Origin of the sequence: Stenotrophomonas sp. As-7 (assembly GCF_030291015.1) — a bacterium.
GTDB lineage: Bacteria > Pseudomonadota > Gammaproteobacteria > Xanthomonadales > Xanthomonadaceae > Stenotrophomonas > Stenotrophomonas lactitubi.
This window is the reverse complement of sequence record NZ_CP127405.1, coordinates 3655038-3677452: the sequence shown is the minus strand read 5'-3', so window position 1 is coordinate 3677452 and position 22415 is coordinate 3655038. Positions and strand designations below refer to the sequence as shown.

The following is a 22415-nucleotide window of genomic DNA, read 5'->3' as shown; positions in this document are numbered from 1 at the left end:
GTGGATCTACTGCATGGGGCATGGAGTCGGTAGATCCACGCCATGCGTGGATGGGACCTCACGCTGCCTGTGCATCCGCCCCGGTCAACATGCCGACATCCGCATGCCGGAAGCACAGCCGGATCGCATCCAGCAGCTCGCTCATGTTGTAGGGCTTGGGCAGGAAGTGGATGCCGTTCTGCAGCTGCGGCAGCACAGCGTGCTGGTCCATGCCCGAGGTCACCAGGATCGGCAGCTCGGGGTACAGACCGCGCACGCGGTTGGCGGCCTCGATACCGCTGACCCGGCCGAGATTGACGTCGGTGAACATCAGGTCGAAGCGCTCACCGGCCGCCAGCAGGCCCAGCGCGGCTTCGGCGCTGCTCACGCCTGCGACGTGGCAGGCCTGGCTCTCCAGCGCCATCCGGCTCAGTTCACGGGTTTCCTCGGCGTCTTCGATCAGCAGGACGCGTGGTTCAACGTGGCGCTTGGACAGCAGCATGACGCAACAACTCCGGACGGCAGGGCATGAAAGGCGCGCAAGTATGCGCAAGCTCCCAGTGAGCCCCGTGTGCAGGATTGGCTAAGTGGGCGTTACAAGACCTAGCTGCGCTGGCGGCGCGCATGCCAGGCCAGTGCTGCCACCGCCTGCAGGTGCGGTGCGCTGGGCAGTCGGACGCAGCGGCACGCGCCGGAAGTCCCCGTGCCATCGGTCATGCGTTGCCGCACAGTCATCCGCACGCAGGTACAGTCGAGGCCAGACCGACAGGAGCAATGCGAATGCTGTGCCCCGTGTGCAAGACCCAGACCCTGCAGATGGCCGAGCGCCATGGCATCGAGATCGACTACTGCCCGAGCTGCCGTGGCGTATGGCTGGATCGTGGCGAACTGGACAAGATCATCGAACGCGCCACCGATGGTGCAGGCGCCGCCATGCCGCCGCCAGGGCCCGCGCCTGTGCAACCGCAGGCCGCACCGCCGCCGGTGATGCACCGCGATACCCGTCATCTCGGCCAGCGCCATGATGACAACCGTGGCCAGTACAGTCAGGGTTACAAGAAAAAGAAGAAGGAGAGCTTCCTCTCCGAGCTGTTCGATTTCTGAGGTCGCTCAGGGCCGGCGCAGGATGAACTCGCGGTCGCGGCTGTCGCCGACGATGAAGTCGTACTCGCCGGCCTTGCTGCAGCCGTAGCGCGCGTAGAAGCGCTGCGCGCCGAAGTTCTCTTCCCACACGCCCACCCACAGGGTGCGGCGCTGTGGCTGGTCCAGCCAGGCCATGAACGCATCCATCAGCCGCGCACCGTGGCCACCGTTCTGGTGGCTGGACAGGATGTACAGACGCTTCAGTTCGACGTCGCCGTCGCGCGCGTCCGCATGCGGCAGGGTGTTGGCGCCGGCGGCCAGATAGCCCACCACCGTTTCGCCCTCCAGCAGCAGCCACACCGCGCTGCGCGGGTCGGATAGCTCGACCCGCTGCGGTGCGGTGCCGTAGTGATCCTGCAGGAAGGTGTGCAGGTCCTGCGGCGGATAGGAATCGCCCCAGGTTTCGGTATAGGTGGCGATGGCGATCGCCGACAGGGCGTCGACGTCGGCCAGGGTGGCGCGGCGGATGTGCAACGACATGGTGCAGCCTGCAATGGAACGTGCGGCAGTGTAGCCGGCCCCGGCGGTTGCCGGGGCTGGCTGCTGCTCATGATCCGCTGCTCAGAACCACATGCGGATGCCGGCGACCCAGCGCGTATCGCGTGCATGGTCGCCGGCATAGTCCGCCGTGTCGCCGAACGCGCGTTCGTGGCTGATGCCGATGTACGGCGCGAAGCGGCGGCTGAACTCGTAGCGCAGGCGCAGGCCGGCTTCGACCTTGTTGAGGCCGCGGCCGATGCCGTACTCGGGTTCATCCTTGCTGGCCACGGTGGCTTCCAGCAGTGGCTGCAGGATCAACCGGTTGGTCAACAACACGTCGTATTCGATCTCGGCCTTGGCCATCAGCTGGCCACCGGAACCGGCATACAGCGTGGCCGAGCTTTCGAACTTGTACGGTGCCAACCCCTGGATGCCGATCGCCGCCCAGGTGCGTGAATCGGCGGGGCGGAAGTCCTGGCGTACGCCGACCAGCACGTCCCACCACGGCGAAATGGCACGCCCGTAGAGTGCTTCCACGCCCGAGGATTCCGTGCGGCCGTTGCTGCGTTCGCCATCGGTGCGCAGCCACAGGCGGTTGATGTTGCCGCCGATCCAGCCGCTGGCCTCCCAGGCCTGGCCGTTGCCGTTCTTTCCATCCCAGTGCTCCAGGCGATCGATCAGCAGCAGACTGTTGATCTCCGGAGCGTGCTCCATCGCACCATGCGCGATGGGTGGGAACGCGGCCGCACGATCGGCATCGGTGGGGACCGGGATCGGCTCGCGTGGCTCGGTAGGTGCGGGCGTGCCATGGCCCATTTTCGAGTGATCCATCGCGCCATGATCCATCGTTGAATGGTCCATCGCGCCGTGATCCATCTTCGAGTGGTCCATCTTCGAATGATCCACGTCGGCCGCTGCCGCTGGCGTGGTATCGGCAGGAGGCGAGGGCGCTGTCATGTCATGACCGGCATGGGACTGCGCGAACGCGGGCAGCGCGGCCAACATGCCGAGGGTCAACAGGCTCGGAGCAAGCAGGGAACGGCTCATTCTTCGATCCTCACTTCGCGCATCATGCCGGCTTCCATGTGGTACAGCAGATGGCAGTGGTAGGCCCAGCGGCCGAGCGCATCGGCGCGCACGCGATAGGTGCGGCGGGTGCCGGGCGGCATGTCGATGGTGTGCTTGCGCACCTGGAATTCGCCCTGTGCGTTCTCCAGGTCGCTCCACACACCGTGTAGATGGATCGGGTGCTGCATCATCGTGTCGTTGACCAGCACGATGCGCATGCGCTCGCCGTAGTTCAGGCGCAGCGGCTCGGCACCGGCGAAGGGAATGCCATCGAATGACCAGGAGAACTTTTCCATGTGGCCGGTCAGGTGCAGCTCGATCTCGCGACCGGGCTCGCGGCCATCGGGGTCGTCGAACAGGCTGCGCATCGCACCATAGGTGAGCACCTGGCGGCCGTTGTCTCGCAGGCCGATGCCGGGGTCGTCCAGCTTCGGCTCGGTGGCCGAGCTCTGCATGTCCACCAGCGGATTGTTGCGCTCACTGGCCGGATGCTTTGGCGCCTTGCTGGCGGCATCGCTGCCGCCGCCATGCGCACCGTGGCCCATGCTGGCGCCGCAGCCGCCTTCCATGCCCTTCATTGCTGCCATGTCGTGGCCACCATGGCCACCGCTGCCCATGTCGTGACCCATGTCGCTCATCGTCAGCAGCGGGCGCGGGTCGCGCGCGGGAATCGGTGCCTGCAGACCATGGCGCACGGCGAGGGTGCCGGCGGCATAGCCGGTGCGGCCCATGTCCTGGCAGAAGATGGTGAAGGCATCCTGGCCGCTGGGTTCGACCAGTACGTCGTAGGTTTCGGCCGGGGCGATGCGGAACTCGTCGATGCTGACCGGATGGATGTACTGGCCGTCGGCGGCGACCACGGTCATCTTCAGGCCGGGGATGCGTACGTCGAAGTAGGTCATCGACGCGCCATTGATGAAGCGCAGCAGCACCTTTTCGCCACTGCGGAACAGCCCGGTCCAGTTGCCGGCCGGCGCAGTGCCGTTCATCAGGTAGGTGTAGGTGTGCGCGTTGATGTCGGAGATGTCGCTGGGCGTCATCCGCATCCGGCCCCACATGCCGCGGTCGGACAGTGCGGCCGACCAGCCATCGCGACGGGCGTCGCGCAGGAAGTCAGGCAGGGTGCGCTTGTAGTAGTTGTCGTGCTCGGCGAGCTTCTTCATGCGCCGGAACAGCGCGCCAGGATCCATGTCGGTCCAGTCGGACAGCATGATCACGTGCTCGCGGTCATGCCGGTAGGGCGCCGGTTCGGCCGGGTCGATGATCAGCGCACCGTACAGCCCTGCCTGTTCCTGGAACAGCGAATGGCTGTGATACCAGTAGGTGCCGGATTGCTTGAGATCGAAGTGGTAGTGGTAGGTCTCGCCGGGGCCGATGCCGTTGAAGCTCAGGCCGGGTACGCCATCCATGTTGGCCGGCAGCAGGATGCCGTGCCAGTGGATGGAGGTGGGGTGCTGGCCGAGCGTGTTGCGCACGAACAGGTCCACGGTCTGGCCTTCGCGCCAGCGCAGGATCGGTGCCGGCAGCGAGCCGTTGACGGTGATCGCCGGGCGGGTGCGGCCGGTGAAGTTGGCCAGCGACTCGCCGATGGCCAGTTCGACGCGGGTATCGCTGATGACCGCCGGCGCGCCGGCCAGGCGGGGCGCGGCAGAGGCGGCGGCGAGCGCGCGCTGCGGGACGCCGGCTGCGGCGATGCCGGCAACCACGCCGCCAGCGGCGATGCCCTGCACGAAAAGACGGCGCGACGGCATGGGCACAGCGCCCGGGCCGGGAGGAATACGGGTACTCATGGTGGTGACTCCAAACACGGAAAGACGCCAGCGCAGGGCCGGCTTCAGTGCGCAGCGCGCACGAGGCGTGTTGGATCAGCCGATGGGAGGGCGTGAGATCGGCGGCAGCGGCGGTGCCGGGCGGCCGTTGGCAGGCATCGGCTGCGGGGTCAAGGAGAGACCGGGACCCGTCAGGAACGGCAGTGCCTGCACCGCCAGCAGCGGGTGCTGGGCGCAGCTGCGCACGCAGTCCTTGATCTGGCAGTGCGCGTCATGGGCGGGAGCCTTGGCCTGCGGCGTCTCGTCGGCGGTCATGCCGGCGTGATGGTGGCAGTCCGCGTCGCCCTCATCGGTCATGGCCGAGGTCATCGCATGGGCCATGCGACCCATGTCCTCGTGTCCGCTGGCCATTGCCGCGTTCAGCCCGTTGAGCAACAGGCTGAGCATGAGCACGACACGGAGCAGGGTCGAGGCGAGGGACATGGCGTCAATTTAGCCGCAAGCGGGGCCGGATGCACTTCATGCTGAATGGTGCGTTCAAGGTTGGAGCTGCACCAATGTGGTGCCGAGCCCATGCTCGGCTGCTTCTGCGCGAACGGCAGCCGAGCGCGGGCTCGGCTCTACAGGGGCATCAGCGTACGGTTGGCGCTACCCTTCCTCGCGCACGATTTCCACCAACCTCGGGCCATAGCGGCTGAGCTTGGTGCCGCCGATGCCACCGACCCGGGCCAGTTCGTCCAGCGAGGTCGGGCGCTGTTCGGCGATGTTGCGCAGGGTGCTGTCGTGGAAGATCACGAAGGCCGGTACGTTCTGCTCGCGCGCCAGCTCGGCGCGCAGGCCGCGCAGCGCATTGAACAGGGCCAGGTCCTGTGGCAGCACCGACAGGCCGGTGCGCTGCGCACTACGTTCGCGACCGGTACTGGCACTGACCGCATCACGGCGCATGCTGATCTGGCGGCGACCGGTCAGCACATCGCGGCTGGCATCGGTCAGGCGTAGGCCGCCGTGGCCCTCGCTGTCCACTTCCAGCAGGCTGGCGGCCACCAGCTGGCGGAACACGCTGCGCCAGGTGCGCGCATCCAGATCGCGGCCGATGGCGTAGGTGCTCAGCTTGTCGTGGCCCTGCTGCTTGACCTTCTCGTTCTCGCTGCCACGCAGGACATCGATCAGGTGGCCGACGCCGAAGCGCTGGCCACTGCGGTACACACAGCTCAGAGCCTTCTGCGCGGGGATGGTGGCATCCCAGGCCGCCGGCGGGGTCAGGCAGTTGTCGCAGTTGCCGCAGGGCTTGGGATAGGTTTCACCGAAACCGGCCAGCAGCACTTGGCGGCGGCACTGCATCGATTCGCAATAGCCCAGCAGGTGGTCGAGCTTGGACCGCTCCAGCTGCTTGCGCTCCTCGCTGGCCTCGGACTGCTCGATCATCTGCTTGAGCAGCACCACATCGCCCAGGCCGTAACAGAGCCAGGCCTCGGCGGCCTCGCCATCGCGACCGGCGCGGCCGGTCTCCTGGTAATAGCCTTCCATCGACTTGGGCAGGTCGGTGTGGGCGACGAAGCGCACATCCGGCTTGTCGATGCCCATGCCGAAGGCGATGGTCGCGCACATGACGATGCCGTCTTCGCGCAGGAACCGACGCTGGTTGTTGGCACGCACTTCCGAGGGCAGGCCGGCGTGGTAGGGCAGGGCGTTGAAACCCTGCGTACACAGGAACTCGGCGGTTTCCTCCACCTTGCGCCGTGACATGCAGTAGACGATGCCGGCCTCGCTGCGATGGCTGCGCAGGAAATCGCTCAGCTGCTTGCGGGCGTTGTCCTTCTGCACCACGGTGTAGCGGATGTTGGGGCGGTCGAAGGAACTGACGAAGTGACGTGCTTCGGCCAGGTCCAGGCGCTCGGCGATCTCGCGCTGGGTCGGCGGGTCGGCGGTAGCGGTCAGGGCAATCCGCGGAATCTCCGGCCAGCGCTCGTGCAGGACGGTCAGCTGCCGGTATTCGGGGCGGAAGTCGTGGCCCCATTGCGACACGCAATGGGCTTCATCGATGGCGAACAGGGCGATCCGGCTGCGCGACAGCAGCGACAGGAAGCGGCCGGTCAGCAGGCGCTCGGGGGCGACATAGAGCATGTCCAGCTCACCGGCGAGCAGTTCGCGCTCGACCCGGGCGGCGGTTTCTGCGTCCAGGGTCGAGTTCAGGAATTCGGCGCGCACGCCGAGCTGGCGCAGGGCTTCGACCTGGTCCTGCATCAGCGCGATCAGCGGCGAGATGACGATGCCACAGCCGTCACGCAGCAGGGCGGGCACCTGGTAGCACAGCGACTTGCCGCCACCGGTAGGCATCAGCACCAGGGCATCGTGACCGGCAGCCACATGCTCCACGATGTCCTGCTGCGGACCACGGAAATCGTCGTAACCAAAGACGCGGCGGAGCAGGTCGTGCGCGGGACGGGAAGCCATCCGGCTAGTTTACCCCGGCGGGGGAGTCGGCAGGGCTGCGCCCTGCACCTGCTACGAGCCAGAGCAACGTCAAAGGCAACAGCCGGCTCTGGGGTGATCCGTGGTTTGGCGGGGCGGTGTCGGAGTGCGGGGACGCCGCAAGTACGTCCCTGTAGGCTTGGCCGCGGCATCCATGCCGCGGACACCCCGCAATCCGACACCGCCCCGCCTTCGACAGTTTCCCGGTGGCGGTGGGTCCATCCACGCCATGCGTGGATCAAAATCCATCGAAATCGAATATTTCGAGATCGAAACGAAAAGAGCCGAGCATGGCTCGGCTCTACCAGGGCAGGCAGATCGCGGAAAACTGTCGAAGGCGGGGTGGGTCCGGTTGCGGGGGCGTGAGCGCCATGGATGGCGCGACCGAGCCTCCATGGACGGATTCACGGCGTCCCCCGCAACCGGACCCACCCCGCCAACCCGCAGGAAACCAGCTCCTGCTTTGGCCGTTGCCGTTGCAGTTGCAGCTGCCTCTGCGGGTGCAGGGCGCAGCCCCGCCGAGAACCCCCAACCCTTACTGCAGCAGGGAACGCAGCATCCACGCGTACTTCTCGTGGGTCTGCAGGCGCTGGGTCATCAGATCCTCGGTCGGGGCGTCGTCAGCGTCGTCGGCCACATCCAGCACTTCACGTGCCGTACGGCATACCGCTTCGTTGGCGACCACCAACTGGCGTACCATTTCACGCCAGTCCGCACTGTCGGTCAGGCCCGGCTCCTCGACGATCGAGGTCAGCGCAGCAAATTCCCGGTAGGAGCCCGGGGCATTGAAGCCCAGTGCGCGGATGCGCTCGGCCACATCGTCCAGTGCCGCCCACTGCTCGGTGTACTGCGTCTCGAACATGGTGTGCAGCGAGTTGAACATCGACCCGGTGACATTCCAATGGAAGTTGTGGGTCTTCAGGTAGAGCGTGAACGCATCGGCCTGGAACCGCGCCAGACCGTCGGCGATCTTCTTGCGGTCGCCCTGGGTGATCCCGATATCGATGTTGGGGGCCGACGGCGCGGAAGCCGCAAGCTTCTGCTTGCCGGTCTTGGGCTTGGTCGTGCTCTTGGTCTTCGCCATGGGGTTCCTCCTTGTGGAATCGTTGGCCTTCACAATAAATCAGTCTTGATGACTGGTCGCATTCAAAGTTTTAAACGAACCGATTGATGAACGCTATCGACAAAATGCCGCAGCCCCGCCAGCGCCAACAGCGTGCCGCCATCGACGGCGCCATGAGCCGCGACCGTGGACGATTGCTGGGAATGCTCTCGCGTTGCCAGGCCAAGCCACAGGATGCGGCGTTGGCCGCCAGCTTCGAGCAGGCCTTGCAGGTTTCGGTGCAGCGCCGGCAGGCGCGGGCGCAACAACAGCCGGCCATTACTCTGGACCCTCAGCTGCCGATTGCGCGTGAAGCCGAGACCATCACCCAGCTGATCCGCGACCACCAGGTGGTGGTGATCGCCGGCGAAACCGGTTCGGGCAAGACCACGCAGCTGCCGAAACTGTGCCTGGCCGCCGGCCGTGGCCAGGCGGGCATGATCGGCTGCACGCAGCCGCGACGGATCGCCGCGCGTGCGGTGGCCAGTCGCGTCGCACAGGAGCTGCAGAGCGAACTGGGCCAGCTGGTGGGCTACCAGGTGCGCTTCAACGATAAGGTCGGCGAAGACACCCGCATCAAGTTCATGACCGACGGCATCCTGCTGGCCGAAATCGCCAGTGATCGCTGGTTGTCGAACTACGACACGATCATCGTCGACGAAGCGCACGAACGCAGCCTCAACATCGACTTCCTGCTCGGCTATCTCAAGCAGCTGCTGCGCAAGCGCCCGGACCTGAAGCTGATCGTCACGTCGGCGACCATCGACACCGAGCGTTTCGCCCAGCATTTCGACAACGCGCCGGTGATCAGCGTCGAAGGCCGCACCTATCCGGTGGAGGTGCGCTATCGCGCGCTGGAAGGCGAGGGCGAAGACCAGGGCGAGCGCACGGTCAACGATGCGATCGTCTCGGCCATCGATGAAATCACCCGCCTGGATTCGCGCGGTGACGTGCTGATCTTCCTGCCGGGCGAGCGCGAGATCCGCGATGCGCACCAGTCACTGGAACGGCGCAAGTACCGCAATACCGAAGTGCTTCCGCTGTACGCGCGGCTGTCCAACCAGGACCAGGACCGGGTGTTCAACCCGAGCCCGAACCGGCGCATCGTGCTGGCCACCAACGTGGCCGAGACCTCGCTGACGGTGCCGCGCATCCGCTATGTGGTCGACCCCGGTTTTGCCCGCGTCAAGCGTTACAGCCCGCGCAACAAGCTTGACCGCCTGCACATCGAGCCGATCTCGCAGGCCAGCGCCAACCAGCGCAAGGGCCGCTGTGGCCGTGTGGCTGAAGGTATCTGCTACCGCCTGTATGCCGAGGCCGATTTCCAGGCGCGGCCGGAGTTCACCGATCCGGAAATCCGTCGCTCCAGCCTGGCCGGGGTGATCCTGCGCATGCTGCAGCTCGGCCTGGGCCGCATCGAGGACTTCCCGTTCCTTGAGGCGCCGGATGAGCGGGCCGTCGCTGATGGTTGGCAGCATCTGACCGAGCTGGGGGCGATCGACAGCGAGCGCCATCTGACCGCGATCGGCAAGCAGATGGCGCGCCTGCCGGTGGACGTGAAGCTGGCGCGCATGCTGGTGGCCGCACAGGCGGCCGGCTGCCTGCGGCCGATGCTGGTGATCGCCTCGTTCCTGGGCATCCAGGATCCGCGCGAGCGCCCGCCCGAAGCCCGTGGCGCCGCCGACAACGCACATGCACAGTTCGCCGACGGCCGCTCTGAATTTGTCGGTGTGCTGCGCCTGTGGGATGCCTATCGCCAGTCCCATGAGGATCTGACCCAGTCAAAGCTGCGCGACTGGTGTGGCCGCCACTTCCTCGGCTTCCTGCGCATGCGCGAATGGCGCGAGCTGCACCGGCAGCTGCGCCTGCTGTGCGAGGAACTGGGCTGGAAAGAAGAGACCAATGAGGTATCGATGGCGCCGTTGCTGGCCGGCAGCAGTGCGCCGGCGCCGACGCGCGATGATGCCGCGGCGGTGAAGGCGACCCGTGGCCAGCTGCACCGTGCCGCGCGCCTGGCCCGCGAGGGCAAGGCCGAAGCAACGCCGGCACCGGTTGCTGCACGCGCACAGAAAGATCAGGCTCCGGAGGGCGGCGGCTACAGCGAACGCGCGCGCGCCAATGCCTACCAGACCCTGCATCGGGCGCTGGTGGCGGGCCTGCCCACGCAGATCGGCCATCGCAGCGAGAAGGGCGATTTCCAGGCGCCGCGCCAGCGGCGCTTCCTGCCGTTCCCCGGCTCGACGCTGTCCAAGCGGCCGCCGCCGTGGCTGCTGGCGGCCAACCTGCTGGATACGCAGAAGGTATGGGGCATGACCCTGGCGGCAATCGAGCCGGACTGGGTGATTGCCGAACTGCCGCACCTGCTGCTGCGCAAGCACTTTGATCCGCACTGGTCGCGTGCACAGGGACAGGTGCTGGCCTCCGAGCAGATCAGCCTGTTCGGGCTGGTGCTGGCACCGAAGAAACCGGTGCACTACGGCCGCATCAATGCCGGCGAAGCGCACGACATCTTCGTGCGGCAGGCGCTGGTGACCGGTGAGATCAACACCCGTGCCAGCTTCGTGGCCGACAACCAGAAGGTGCTGGAGCAGGCCCGCGAGGAAGAAGCCAAGCTGCGCCGTGCCGGCATCGTCGCCGACGAGGACTGGCAGGCACGCTGGTACCTGGACCGGGTGCCGCCGCAGATCCACTCCGCGTCTGGACTGGATGCGTGGTGGAAGGGGTTGCCGCCGGAACAGCGCAAGGGACTGCACTGGTCGCTGGTGGATCTGCTGCCGGGCGAAGGCAGCGAGCAGGAGCGCTACCCGAAGTACCTGGCGCTGGGCCAGGCACGGTTGCCGCTGCACTACCGCTTTGAACCGGGGGCTGAAGATGACGGCGTGACCCTGGACGTGCCGCTGCATCTGCTCAATGCACTCGATGCAGTGCAGTTGGGGTGGCTGGCGCCGGGTTTCGTTGCCGACAAGGCGGCGGCCTTGATCCGCAGCCTGCCCAAGGCAATGCGGCGCAACTACGTGCCGGCACCGGATTTCGCGCGCGCGTTCTACGAGGCCTTCCCGCAGCCCAGCGCCGACGCGATCACCGGTGAGCTGGCGCGCTTCCTGTCACGGGCAACCGGGGCAAGCGTGGCCGCGACCGATTTCGAGCCCGGTTCAATCGAGCCGCACCTGCACATGAACCTGCGCCTGCGCGACGAGCAGGGCAAGGTGCTGGCAACATCGCGCGACCTGGATGCGCTGCGTGCGAAGTTTGGCGGCCGGGCCGGCGATGCGTTCGCCGCGCGTGCCGGGCGCGAGATGGCGGCCGATGGTCTGCGCACCTTCCCGGCCACACCGATTCCGCTGCAGGTACCGGGCGAGGCCGGCGTGCCGGCCTATCCCGCACTGAAGGATGAGGGTGACAGCGTCGCATTGCGTATCTACGCCGATCGCCAACAGGCCGAGGAATCACACCCGCTTGGTGTGCGCCGACTGCTGGAGATCGGCCTGGGCGAGAAGATCAAGCAGGCACGCAAGCAGTTGCCGGTCGCGCCGAAAACCGGACTGTTGTACGCCTCGATCGAAACCCAGGAACGCCTGCGTGGCGATCTGGTCGACGCGGCGCTGAATGCCGTGCTGGCTGATGGTCTGGGCGATATCCGCGATGCGGCGGCATTCGAGCAGCGCCGCGAACACGCAGCAAAAACGCTGTTCGGCGAAGCCATGCAGCGGTTGAAGCTGGCCGAGTCGATCCTTGCCTTGGTGGCCGAGTTGAAGCCGATGCTGGAGGCGCCGTTGATGGGCTGGGCGCGCGGCAATCTGGATGACATGGAAGCGCAGCTGGTCGGGCTGATCCATCCGGGTTTCCTGCGTGACACGCCGGCTGACGCCCTGGCGCAGTACCCGCGCTACCTGAAAGCGATGATCCTGCGCACCGAGCGTGCCAAGCGCGATCCGCCGCGTGACCAGGCGCGCATGCTGGAACTGCATCCGTTCCTGGAGGCGTTGCAGGTGGGCGAGCAGCAGGGCCTGCGCGAGCGGCCGCAGTGGCAGGCACTGCGCTGGGACCTGGAAGAACTGAGGGTGTCGTTGTTCGCGCAGGAACTGGGCGCACGCACCGGCGTTTCGGCGAAGAAACTGGCGCAGCGGGTGACCGCACTGCGCCAGGCCTCGTAACCCTTGGTCCGACCCCGCCGGGTGCTCGCCGGTGGGGTCAAGCGGAATGCCATCCACGCGTGGCGTGGATCTGCTGCGGGTCCCGGCGGTAGCGGCCGATGGTGCCGTTACTTGGTGCGACGCACCTTGGGCTGGGTGTTCACGCCGTCGACCTTCATGTACCACACGCCCATCACCCCGGGGCTGATGCTGACCTTCGGCGACTGCTTGCGCACGCCGGAAACCGAGGTGGTATCGGTCTGTTCCCATTGCTGGCCATTGTCCAGCACGTAGATCCGGCCCTTGCCGAAACCGCGGAACTCGCCCTGCAGCACACCGCTGATCGGCTCGTTGCTGCCGAAGTCGAAGAAGCCGCGGTTCTTCACGATCACTTCCTGGCGGCCTTCCTCACGCGCTTCTTCGCGCACCGCAGCGACGGCTTCGGTGGTGGCGGCTTCAACCTTGCCCTGCAGCCAGCGGTTCAGCGTGGCCAGCTCGGCGGCATTGAGCTTGTCCAAGCCAGCGGCCTTGAATTCGGCTGCTGACATCTGCTGCTGCAGGTCACCCTGCACCACGCGCTGGGCCAGCGCGGGCGCCGACAGGGACAGCAGCAGGGCGGCACAGGCCAGCAGGCGCGGGCGGAAAGGCAGGGTGATCGAAGGCATGGCGGAACTCTCCGGTGGATGCCGGCGAGTGTAACGGCATGTCCACATTCCCGGCGATGGTGGCCGCGGCGATTGTTCCTGAACGGCTGCGGCGCTAGTGTAGGGGCTTCTGTCTTGCCTGCTCGATGCTGTGAACCGCGCTTCCGTCCCCGGCCTGGATGCCTTGTTGAACCGTCCCTCGGCAGCCGTGCTGCCGGCTCCGCTGCGCCAGGCCCTGCGCGGGCATTGGGAATCGCCGGACTGCGACCCACAGATGCGTGCCAGCTGGTCGGTGCTGGGCGATACCCTGGATGCGCTGGCAATGCTCTCGGCAGACGAGGGCGCCGTGGTGGCGGCCCTGCTGTTCGATCTGCCGGGCCTGCGCGTCCACCTCGACGCGCTGCCGTTGGGTAGCCACAAAGCGGCGGTGATCGGGCTGCTTGATGGACAGGATGCGGCTGATCCCGTCTGGGCCCTGCATGCCGGTCGCGAGGCGGGCCGCAACAGCGAAGGCCTGCGCCGGTTGCTGCTGGCCATCATCCGCGACCTGCGGGTGGTGCCGATCCTGCTGGCCCGGCAGCTGGCGCGCATGCGCGCGGCCGACAAGCTCGATGAGGAGCAGCGACTCGCACTGGCCCAGTTGACCCGCGACATCCATGCGCCGCTGGCCAACCGGCTGGGCATCTGGCAGTTGAAATGGGAACTGGAAGACCTGGCGTTCCGCCACCTGGAACCGGACACCTACCGGCGCATCGCGCGCGAGGTCGACGAAACGCGCATCGCCCGCGAGCGCTACGTCGAGAACGTGAAGAAGGTGCTGTCGCGCGAACTGGGCGTGCAGGGCATCCACGCCGAGGTCAGTGGCCGGCCCAAGCACATCTACAGCATCTGGCGGAAGATGCAGAAGAAGCGCCTGGCCTTCGACCAGCTGTATGACATCCGTGCGGTACGGGTGATGGTCGATGACGTGGCCGCCTGCTACGCCGCGCTCGGCGTGGTGCATGCGCTGTGGGCGCCGGTGCCGAGCGAGTTCGACGATTACATCGCCCGGCCGAAGGCCAACGATTACCGCTCGCTGCACACGGCGGTGGTTGGCCCGGAAGGGCGCACCATCGAAGTGCAGATCCGCACCCACGACATGCACGCGCAGGCCGAGCTGGGCGTGGCCGCGCACTGGAAGTACAAGGAAGGCGGCAAGGGCGCGGAGAAGTCGTTCGATCGCAAGATCACCTGGATGCGCCAGCTGCTGGAGCAAGCACAGGACGGGCAGGGCAATGAACTGGCTGGCGCGCTCGATGCCGAGCTGACCGAGGACCGGGTCTACGCGCTGACCCCGAAGGATGAGGTGCTGGACCTGCCGCAGGGCGCAACGCCGCTGGATTTTGCCTACCAGGTGCACACCATGGTCGGGCACCGCTGCCGCGGGGCCAAGGTCAATGGGCGCATCGTGCCGCTGACCTATCGCCTGCGCAGCGGTGACCGGGTCGAGATCCTGACCGGCAAGGAGGCCGACCCGCGCCGCGACTGGCTGATGCCGGCCAACGGCTTCCTGGCCAGCAACCGCTCGCGCGAGAAGGTGCGCAGCTGGTTCCACAAGCTGGACCGGGCGCGCAACGTGCAGGCAGGGCGCGAGCTGCTGGAGCGCGAACTGAAGCGGCTGGGCCTGCAGCATTCGGACCTGTCCGCAGCGGCGAAGAAGTTCCATGCCGACAGTGTCGACGACCTGTACATCCAGGTCGCGCTGGGCGATACCGGCCCCAACCAGGTCAGCCGTTCGCTGCTGGAAGCCGAGCGTGCGGCCAGCCAGCCGGTCGCACCGCCGTCCCTGCCGCGGCCGACCGCGCGCCGCGAGAACCTGGGCAAGTCCAAGTTCACCGTGCAGGGCGTGGGCAATCTGCTGGTACAGCTGGCGCGTTGCTGCCAGCCGGTGGCGGGCGAACCGATTGTCGGCTACCTGACCCGTAGCCGGGGTGTCACGGTGCATCGTGCAGACTGCGTTGCACTGGCGCGGCTGGCTGCGACCAGCCCGCAGCGGATCCTGCCGGTGGAATGGGGCCAGGCCGGCGGCGGCTATGAAGTGGACGTGGTGGTCGAGGCAGTTGACCGCCGCTGGCTGCTGAAGGACATCACCAACCTGATCGCACAGGAAGACGCCTACGTGCTGGACATCCACAGCGACAACGTCCGCAACAGCGGCCGCGCGCATCTGCGCCTGCGGCTGAAGGTCAGCGACTACGGCCAGTTGTCGAATCTGCTGGGCAAGCTCGATGCGCTGCCGGGCGTCAGCGAGGCGCGTCGTCTGGGCTGAGCTTCACGCTGCCCCGGCTACCCTGCACGCATGGAACGCGAGCCCCCGCATCGCTCACACGGCGCCGCACATCCGGCGCTCGATCGCGTTCGCCGCGAAAGCCGCTGGTGGTGGCTGCAGGCGCGCCATGCGCGCCGGGTGTGGCGTTGGGCGCTGTTGGCGGCTGCAGCGGTGTTCGTGCTGCTGGTGCTGGTGCGCAAGCCGCTGGCCGACTGGTTCTGGGATGAGCCACAGATAGAGCAACTGCTGGCCGAGGGCGATCGCGCGCTGGCCGACGGGCGCCTGACTGCGGTCGACGGCAGCGGCGCACGCGAGCGCTACCAGGCGGTGCTGGCCCTGGATGGCGACCGCCCGCAGGCGCGGCAGGGCCTGGCCCGCACCGGCGCGGCGGCGTTGCAGCAATCGCGTGAGCGGCTGCAGGCGGGCGACCTGGACGGCAGTGCGCAGGCCCTGGCGTTGGCGCGTGAGCTGCAGGTGCCGCGCGCCGAAGCGGATGCAGTGGCCCAGCAGCTGCAGGCGCGTCGTCGCGCCGGCGCTGGCATCGGTGCCTTGCTTGCACAGGCCCGCAATGCCTTTGCAGCAGGGCGGCTGGACGACGGCGACAGCAGCGCGCTGCCGTTGTTCCAGCGTGTGCTGGCGCTGCAGCCGGACTATCTGCCTGCGCTGGAAGGTCGCGAGGATGCATTGAGCGATCTGCTGCAGCAGGCGCGTGCACAGGCCGCGCGCGGCGAACTGGCCACGGCGGCCGCGATCCTGCAGCGTGCACGCCAGTTCGATGCAGGTCATTCCGAGCTTCCTGCCAGCCAGGAAGCGCTGGCCCAGGCCGTCGACCAGCGGCTGCAGCAGGGCCAGCGTGCGCTCAAACGTCAGCAGCTCGAGACGGCCGCAGACAGTTTCCAGGCCGTGCTGGCGGTCACGTCCGATGATCCCACTGCACTGCGTGGGCGCGAGCAGACCGTGCAGGCATTGCTGGCGCGCAGCCAGAAGCGGGCCGACGACTTCCAGTTCGAGGCGGCCGACAAGGATGCTGCGCTGGCGGCAGGGCTTGGTGCTTCGCAGGCGGCGCAGCAGCAGTTGGCACAGCGCCTGCAGCGTGCGCGACAGGCACGCCAGTCGTTGCAGCAGCCGGGCATCAGCGCTGCCCAGCGTGAGCGCCAGCTGCGTGATCGGTTGCGCCAGATCGATCGTGCCGAGCGTGCCGGGCAGTGGATCAGCCCCCCCGGTCACAGCGCCTTCGATGCGTTGCGCGAAGCGCAGGCACTGGCGCCGCGCGACAGCCGGGTCAAGGCGGCGGCAGCGCGTCTGCTGCCCGCCAGCAGGTCCTGCTTCGATGACAACCTGCGACAGAACCGGGTGCAGGCTGCGGGCGCTTGCCTGCAGGCCTGGCAGACGCTGGCGCCGACCGCCGCAGGATTGCCCGATGCGCGTTCCCGCCTGGCACAGCGCTGGCTGGCGATCGGCAGCGAGCGGCTGGGTCGCGGTGATGTGGAATTTGCCGCCTCGGCCGTGGAGCAGGTGCGGCGGCTGCAGCCGGATCTGGCCGAACTTGCCGCGTTCGAGGACCGCCTGCGGCACGCTGGCGGCCACATCGACTAGTCGAAGAACACCCGCTGCACGGTCGCCGACGCGGCATCCAGCGAGAAATGCTCGGCCACGTTGGCCAGGCCAGCGGCGGCCAGCTGCTGCCAGAGAACGGGGTCCTGGTACAGGCGGACCACCGCATCGGCAAAGCCCGTTGCATCGTCGGCCACCAGCACATCCTGGCCGGCACGCAGGTGCATGCCTTCCACCGCGCAGGTGGTGCCGACCACGGGCTGGCCATGGGCCATGCTCAGGTTGATCTTGCCCTTCACGCCAGCGCCGAAACGCAGCGGCGCGATGGCGATGCGGGCACCGTCCATGTACGGAACGATGTCTTCGACGAAGCCATGCATCACTACGCCCGGCTGGTTGGCTGCCAGGGCATGCAGCGTGTCAGGTGCGCCGGCACCGATGCAATGCAGGCGCACCTGCGGCAGCGCACCGCGGATGCGCGGGAACACGTCGCCGATGAACCACTCCATCGCATCCAGGTTCGGCGGATGGCGGAAGCCGCCGACGAACACCAGGTCGTGGCGCTGCGCGAACGGCGCGCCCGCGCCGGCAACCTCATGCAGGTTGGAGATCAGCTCCACCCGCACCTGGGGTGCATCGGCCTGCAGCTGTTCGCGCTCGGCGGCGCTGACCAGCACGGTGATGTCGCACCGGTCCATCACTGCCAGTTCGCTGGCGCGGGTGCGTTCGGCGTTGCGCAGCAGGCCAGCATCGCCCGCCACTTCCGCCCCACGGCGCTCGCGCAGGTAGTGCAGGTCGACGGTGTCGAACACGGTGCGGGCCTGCGGTGCATAGCGTTTGAGCAGCGGCAGGCATTCGTTGGCGACGTGGTGGCGCACCATCATCACCACGTTGAAGCGGGTGCCGTGGCTGCGCAGCCAGCCTGCAACACCGTCCAGGAAGGGCGTGTACCAGACTTCCACGCCCATCCGCTGCAGAGCTTCGGTCGCCGTGCCGCCGTGTTCGCGCCGGGTGGGCACGAACACCACGTGGGCGCCGCCCTGCAGCAGCAGGCGGATCAGGTTGACCTGCCGCAGCGAGCCGGAGTCGCGCTCCGGGCGCGGCACTTCCTCATCCAGGATCAGCACCTGGCGCCGGCCGCGCAGCAGCAGCGCCGGCGAGGGCACTTCGCCGACCTTCGGATGGGAGGCCAGTTCAGCGGCCCATCTGGCTGCGAAAACACCTTGGTTGCGTACCTGGTAGGCCTTCACGCCGCTGCCGGTATCGGTGCCGTTGCTGGTGCCTTCATCGTGGATCACCCGGCTGGCCGGCTGCACCAGCACGCGCAGGCCCTGCGCACGTACGCGGAAGGCCAGGTCGGTGTCTTCGTAGTAGGCCGGCTTGTAGCGGGTGTCGAAGCCGCCCAGTTGTCGCCACAGTGCGCGGGGCAGCATCAGCGCGGCGCCGGAGCAGTAGTCGACGTCGCGCAGGCTGGCGAAGCGGGGATCATCGGCCGCTTCGAAGCGGCCGTAGCTCCAGCCACTGCCATCGGCGAAGATCACCCCGCCCGATTCCTGCAGGCGGCCGTCGGGGTACAGCAGCTGGCTGCCGACCAGGCCGGCATCGGCGACGGTCGCAAAGGTGTCCAGCAATGCTTCCAGCCAGCCCGGCTGCGGCACCGTATCGTTGTTGAGCAGCACCACGTAGCGACCGCGCGTGCGCGACACGCCATCGTTGCAGGCCTCGATGAAGCCACCGTTGCGCTCGCGCACTTCGTAGCGCAGACCGCTGATCTGCGGCATCCACTGCACCGTAGCGTCGCTGCTGCCGTCGTCCACGACGAGGATCTCGCAGGGCACCGACGGCGGGTGCGCGGCCAGGGCGCGCAGGCAGGCCAGGGTATGGTCGACGTGGTTGTAGACCGGAATGACGATGCTGACGTCCGGCGTATCGCTGGTCGGCACCGTGAAGGGAGCGAACGGCTGTGCCGGTGGCAGGTACAACGGTTTGCGCGGTGCTGGGACGGCGCGCTGGCTGTGCACGCGGATCCGCTGCCAGGTGGCCCGCCAGCCGCGGGTGCGCAGGCTGGCCAGGCTGCGGCGGGCCAGCCCGGTCAGGCGATTGATCAGGTAGCGGATTTCGGCCAGGGACATCGCCATCCGGGTGCAACTCCAGCTTAAGCAGGGGGGCCGGGAGAATTCGCCTGCCGCAGCGGCTGGGGTAGACTCGCCAGACCCTACATTGTCGCATTCCCGTGCCCCGACGCTACGATTCAGACGATATCGACGATTTCGACGACGACGACCAGCAGGACACCGGTCCGCTCTGGCGCCGCCGGCTGATCACCTGGAGCATGGCGGCGGTCGCGTTGGGATTGGGTTTCCTGATCCCCTATACGCTGTACCTGAACCAACAGGTGACGCAACGTTTTGGTGAACTGCGCTGGCAGATCCCGACGCGCGTCTATGCACGCCCGCTGGTGCTGATACCCGGCAAGGCGATGGATGCGGCGACCCTGAAGACCGAGCTGGCCGCCTCGGCCTATCGCGATGATGGCCAGGGCAAGGAACCGGCAACCTATGCGGTGCAGGGCGGCCGCTTCGTCATCTCCAGCCGCGGCTACAACGATGTCGACGGCCAGGTCGCGGCGCGTCGGGTCGAGCTGTCGCTGTCCGGCGGCAGCATCGCCTCGCTGCGCGACGCCGACAGCCGCAAGGCGCTGAAGGCGGCCCGCATGGATCCTGCGCGCATCGCCACGCTGTATGGGCAGAAGCAGGAAGAGCGCCGCCTGATCCGCATGAACGAGGCCCCGGACCTGTTGGTCACTGGCCTGCAGGCGGTCGAGGACAAGGATTTCAACCGCCATCACGGCATCGATCTGTCCGGCATCGCGCGCGCGGTCTGGGTGACGGTCCGTTCCGGCGGGCAGAGCCGGCAGGGCGCTTCCACCCTGACCCAGCAGCTGGCCCGCAGTGGCCTGCTGGGTATCGGCAAGGAACAGACCTATACCCGCAAGTTCAACGAAGTGCTGTATGCGTTGATCATGGAAGCGCGCTATGACAAGCGCACCATCTTCGAGGCCTACCTCAACCAGGTGTATCTGGGCCAGCGCGGCAGCCAGGCGATCCACGGCATGTCCTCCGGTGCCGAGTTCTGGTTCGGGCGCGATCTTTCCTCGCTGGAAACCGAGCAGATCGCGCTGTTGATCGGCCTGGTCAAGGGGCCGTCGTACTACGACCCGCGCCGCAATCCCGAGCGTGCGCTGGACCGTCGCAACTTCGTGCTGGGCAAGCTGCACGAGGCGACCCTGATCGATGATGCCGAGTACCAGCGTGCGTTGAAGGCGCCGCTGGGCGTGCCCAAGACCCCGGGCCTGGTGGCGGCCAACCGCTTCCCCGCCTACGTTGACCTGGTGCGTCGCCAGCTTGGCCACGACTATCCGGAATCTGCCCTGCAGGGTGCCGGCCTGAGCGTGATGAGCGGCATGTCGCCGTCCGCGCAGGCCTATGCCGAAGGCGCGGTCACGCGCACCATCAAGTCGCTGGAAAGCAAGCGTCGCCCCGAGCTGCAGGCTGGCCTGGTGATGACCGACGTGCACAACGGCGACGTGGTGGCGGTGATCGGCAGCCGCGAAGTGTCCGAGGTCGGCTTCAACCGCGCCATCGAGGCGCAGCGCCCGGTTGGCTCGCTGCTCAAGCCCTTCGTGTACCTGCTAGCACTCGCGCAGCCGGACCGCTACTCGCTGGCCAGCTGGGTCGACGATTCACCGGTGACCGTGCAGCTCAGCCGCGGCCGCAACTGGAATCCCGGCAATGCGGACAACCGCAGCCATGGCACCGTGCGCCTGATCGATGCGCTGGCTCATTCCTACAACCAGGCCACGGTACGCGTGGGCATGCAGGTCGGCCCGGAACGGGTGACCCAGCTGATCCACGTGCTGGCCGGCATCAAGGCCGAGGCAAACCCGGCGGTGATCCTCGGTTCGACCGACCAGAGCCCGTACGCGATGGCGCAGCTGTACCAGTTCCTGGCATCAGGTGGCGAGATCCAGCCGCTGCACGCAGTGCGTGGTGTCCTTGATCCGCAAGGCAAGCTGCTCAAGCGCTACGACAAGACCCCCGCACCGGCACAGGAAGGCGACTCGATTGCCGCCAACCTGATCAGCATCGGCCTGCAGCAGGTGGTGGCCAGTGGTACCGCGCAGCGCTTGAATGCCGATGGCCTGGGCCGGCTGCAGCCGGCCGGCAAGACCGGCACGACCAATGATGGCCGCGACAGCTGGTATGCCGGTTACACCGGCGACCATCTGGCGGTGATCTGGATGGGCAACGACCAGAACGAACAGGCCGGCCTGTACGGCGCCACCGGCGCGATGCGCGTCTGGTCAGGCATCTTCCAGCGCCTGCCGACCGCGCCGCTGAAAGTCAGCAACAAGGGCCTCGACTGGCAGCCGGTTGCGGCGACCGGTACCAACAGCACCGATGAAGGCTGCCCGGGCGCGCGGCGATTCCCGTTCGTGGTGGGCTATGCGCCTGCCTACGAACCGTGTGCACCGGCCGCCGTGCCGGACGCCCAGGGCGGTGCCGAAGGCGAGGGCGGCGGCTGGCGCAGCTGGTTCGGCCTTGACCGTAAACCGGAACCCGCCGCTGAACCTGCCGCAGCACCCGCTGCAGCGACTCCTCCTCCAAGCCGATGATGCCGATGACTATCCGTTCGCTGTTCCAGCCCCTGGTCCTGAGTGGCCTCAGCCTGGCCCTGGCGGCCTGCGTGAGCAGCGCGCCGCAGGTCACCAAGCCGGTGGACACCACCACGCCCGCACAGCGGCTGGCAGCCGTGGAAGCAGCAGCAGGCCCGGATGACAAGGAGCTGTCGGTGCAGCCGCTGCGCGATTCACAGGTTGAGGATCTGCGGCAGACGGCGCTGAGCCAGCGCCAGGCCAGTGATCTGGCCGGCGCGGCCGCCAGCCTGGACCAGGCGTTGCAGATCGTGGCCGGTGATCCGTCGGTACTGCAGGAACGCGCGGAACTGGCGCTGCTGCAGGGCCAGTGGGCAGAGGCGGAAACGTTCGCGCGCAAGGCCGTGGACCTGGGTTCGAAGACGGGGCCGCTGTGCCGCCGGCACTGGGCGACGATCGAACAGGCGCGCCTGGCGCGGGGCGAGAAGGAGAATGCGGTGTCGGCGCATGCGCAGATTGAAGGTTGCACGGTGCCGGGGATCAAGCGGTACTGAGGTATTCCCCTCCATCGGGCGCTGCCCCCTCTGCGGCGGGCGGGCTGATGGCCTGATGTGGGTTGGCCGGGTGCATGGACTGGGCAGGGGGCGCTGCAAGTACGTCCATGTAAGCTCGGTCGCCGCATCCATGCGGCTCACGCCCCTGTCCAGCCCATGCACCCGGCCACGGACAGTTTCCTGTGGCCGCCGCAGGCAAGAACAAAATCAAACTCAAACGCGGGTCGCGCGCTGCGCGCGCTCGCTGAGGGGTCGGAGCCGTTTTCCAAGGGAAAACGGCTCCGACCCGTTCTACTTTCCCCGTCCAAACCAACCGCTTCTGCTCCGCCTTTGCCTCCCGTCACCGGGAAACTGTCGAGGGTGGGGCGGGCAGGGCAGGCAGGACCGTTGGCGCCATGGATGGCGCCATCGAGCCCCCAGGGATGGGTTCACGGCGTGTCCTGCCTGCCCTGTCCGACCCACCCCAGCACGTAGCAACCCAGAGCCATGAACAAACGCGGTTGCCGTTGCTTTTGCCTGTGCTCCGGCTTGAAACGGGTGCCGGGCAGCGCCCGG

At 67.4% G+C, this 22415-nt stretch carries 15 protein-coding genes; 6 read left to right on the top strand and 9 right to left on the bottom strand.

The genetic code is table 11. The annotated features are described in order from the left end of the window. Window positions 1-58: 58 nt before the first annotated feature. Window positions 59-481 carry a response regulator gene (locus tag QP457_RS16825; RefSeq protein ID WP_205406272.1) on the bottom strand — a complete coding sequence of 141 codons (423 nt, stop codon included), beginning with the start codon at window positions 479-481 and terminating at the stop codon, window positions 59-61. 278 nt (window positions 482-759) lie between these two features. On the opposite strand from QP457_RS16825, the gene QP457_RS16820 reads away from it, so the two are divergent. Then, the gene (locus QP457_RS16820) at window positions 760-1083 is read left to right on the top strand and encodes a zf-TFIIB domain-containing protein (RefSeq protein ID WP_025874650.1); all 324 of its coding nucleotides are present in this window, start codon (window positions 760-762) and stop codon (window positions 1081-1083) included. 6 nt (window positions 1084-1089) lie between these two features. Here the strand turns inward: QP457_RS16820 and QP457_RS16815 are convergent, their stop codons facing one another. The 6 genes from QP457_RS16815 to QP457_RS16790 all read right to left on the bottom strand — a co-directional run bounded on the left by QP457_RS16815 (window position 1090) and on the right by QP457_RS16790 (window position 7995). Continuing rightward, window positions 1090-1602: a GNAT family N-acetyltransferase gene (locus QP457_RS16815; protein ID WP_205406273.1), complete on the bottom strand. Its 513-nt coding sequence runs from the start codon at window positions 1600-1602 to the stop codon at window positions 1090-1092. Between the two features lie 81 nt (window positions 1603-1683). After that, window positions 1684-2649, bottom strand: a complete 966-nt coding sequence (locus QP457_RS16810; RefSeq protein WP_205406274.1) for a copper resistance protein B — start codon at window positions 2647-2649, stop codon at window positions 1684-1686. Continuing rightward, window positions 2646-4460 (bottom strand): copper resistance system multicopper oxidase, encoded by a 1815-nt coding sequence (locus tag QP457_RS16805; RefSeq protein ID WP_191078722.1) that lies wholly within the window; start codon window positions 4458-4460, stop codon window positions 2646-2648. The genes QP457_RS16810 and QP457_RS16805 overlap by 4 nt, the downstream gene beginning before the upstream one ends. Window positions 4461-4535: 75 nt before the next feature. Beyond that, entirely contained in the window at window positions 4536-4922 is a 387-nt protein-coding gene (locus tag QP457_RS16800) for a CopL family metal-binding regulatory protein (RefSeq protein WP_205406275.1), read from the bottom strand. Between the two features lie 165 nt (window positions 4923-5087). Next, complete coding sequence (gene recQ / locus QP457_RS16795; protein ID WP_099818829.1) at window positions 5088-6893, bottom strand: DNA helicase RecQ; 1806 nt, start codon at window positions 6891-6893, stop codon at window positions 5088-5090. 553 nt (window positions 6894-7446) lie between these two features. After that, window positions 7447-7995 carry a Dps family protein gene (locus QP457_RS16790; RefSeq protein ID WP_025879374.1) on the bottom strand — a complete coding sequence of 183 codons (549 nt, stop codon included), beginning with the start codon at window positions 7993-7995 and terminating at the stop codon, window positions 7447-7449. Window positions 7996-8081: 86 nt separating this feature from the next. Between QP457_RS16790 and hrpA the strand changes: the two genes are divergently transcribed. Then, window positions 8082-12167: an ATP-dependent RNA helicase HrpA gene (gene hrpA, locus QP457_RS16785; RefSeq protein ID WP_205405163.1), complete on the top strand. Its 4086-nt coding sequence runs from the start codon at window positions 8082-8084 to the stop codon at window positions 12165-12167. A gap of 107 nt (window positions 12168-12274) precedes the next feature. On the opposite strand, the gene QP457_RS16780 is transcribed toward hrpA, so the two are convergent. Further along, on the bottom strand, window positions 12275-12811 hold the full coding sequence (locus tag QP457_RS16780; protein WP_205405162.1) for a hypothetical protein: 537 nt from the start codon (window positions 12809-12811) through the stop codon (window positions 12275-12277). A 130-nt stretch (window positions 12812-12941) separates the two neighbouring features. On the opposite strand from QP457_RS16780, the gene QP457_RS16775 reads away from it, so the two are divergent. Then, window positions 12942-15098: a bifunctional (p)ppGpp synthetase/guanosine-3',5'-bis(diphosphate) 3'-pyrophosphohydrolase gene (locus QP457_RS16775; RefSeq protein WP_205405161.1), complete on the top strand. Its 2157-nt coding sequence runs from the start codon at window positions 12942-12944 to the stop codon at window positions 15096-15098. A 30-nt stretch (window positions 15099-15128) separates the two neighbouring features. After that, entirely contained in the window at window positions 15129-16694 is a 1566-nt protein-coding gene (locus tag QP457_RS16770; protein ID WP_205405160.1) for a hypothetical protein, read from the top strand. On the opposite strand, the gene QP457_RS16765 is transcribed toward QP457_RS16770, so the two are convergent. After that, window positions 16691-18790, bottom strand: coding sequence for a glycosyltransferase (locus QP457_RS16765; protein ID WP_205405159.1), 2100 nt, complete (start codon window positions 18788-18790; stop codon window positions 16691-16693). The two genes, QP457_RS16770 and QP457_RS16765, sit on opposite strands and share 4 nt — an antisense overlap. A gap of 95 nt (window positions 18791-18885) precedes the next feature. Between QP457_RS16765 and mrcB the strand changes: the two genes are divergently transcribed. Both mrcB and QP457_RS16755 read left to right on the top strand, forming a co-directional pair. Continuing rightward, window positions 18886-21327, top strand: a complete 2442-nt coding sequence (mrcB, locus tag QP457_RS16760) for a penicillin-binding protein 1B (protein ID WP_100460104.1) — start codon at window positions 18886-18888, stop codon at window positions 21325-21327. Further along, window positions 21324-21860: a tetratricopeptide repeat protein gene (locus QP457_RS16755; protein WP_205405158.1), complete on the top strand. Its 537-nt coding sequence runs from the start codon at window positions 21324-21326 to the stop codon at window positions 21858-21860. Before mrcB ends, QP457_RS16755 begins: the two co-directional genes overlap by 4 nt. Window positions 21861-22415 lie beyond the last annotated feature (555 nt).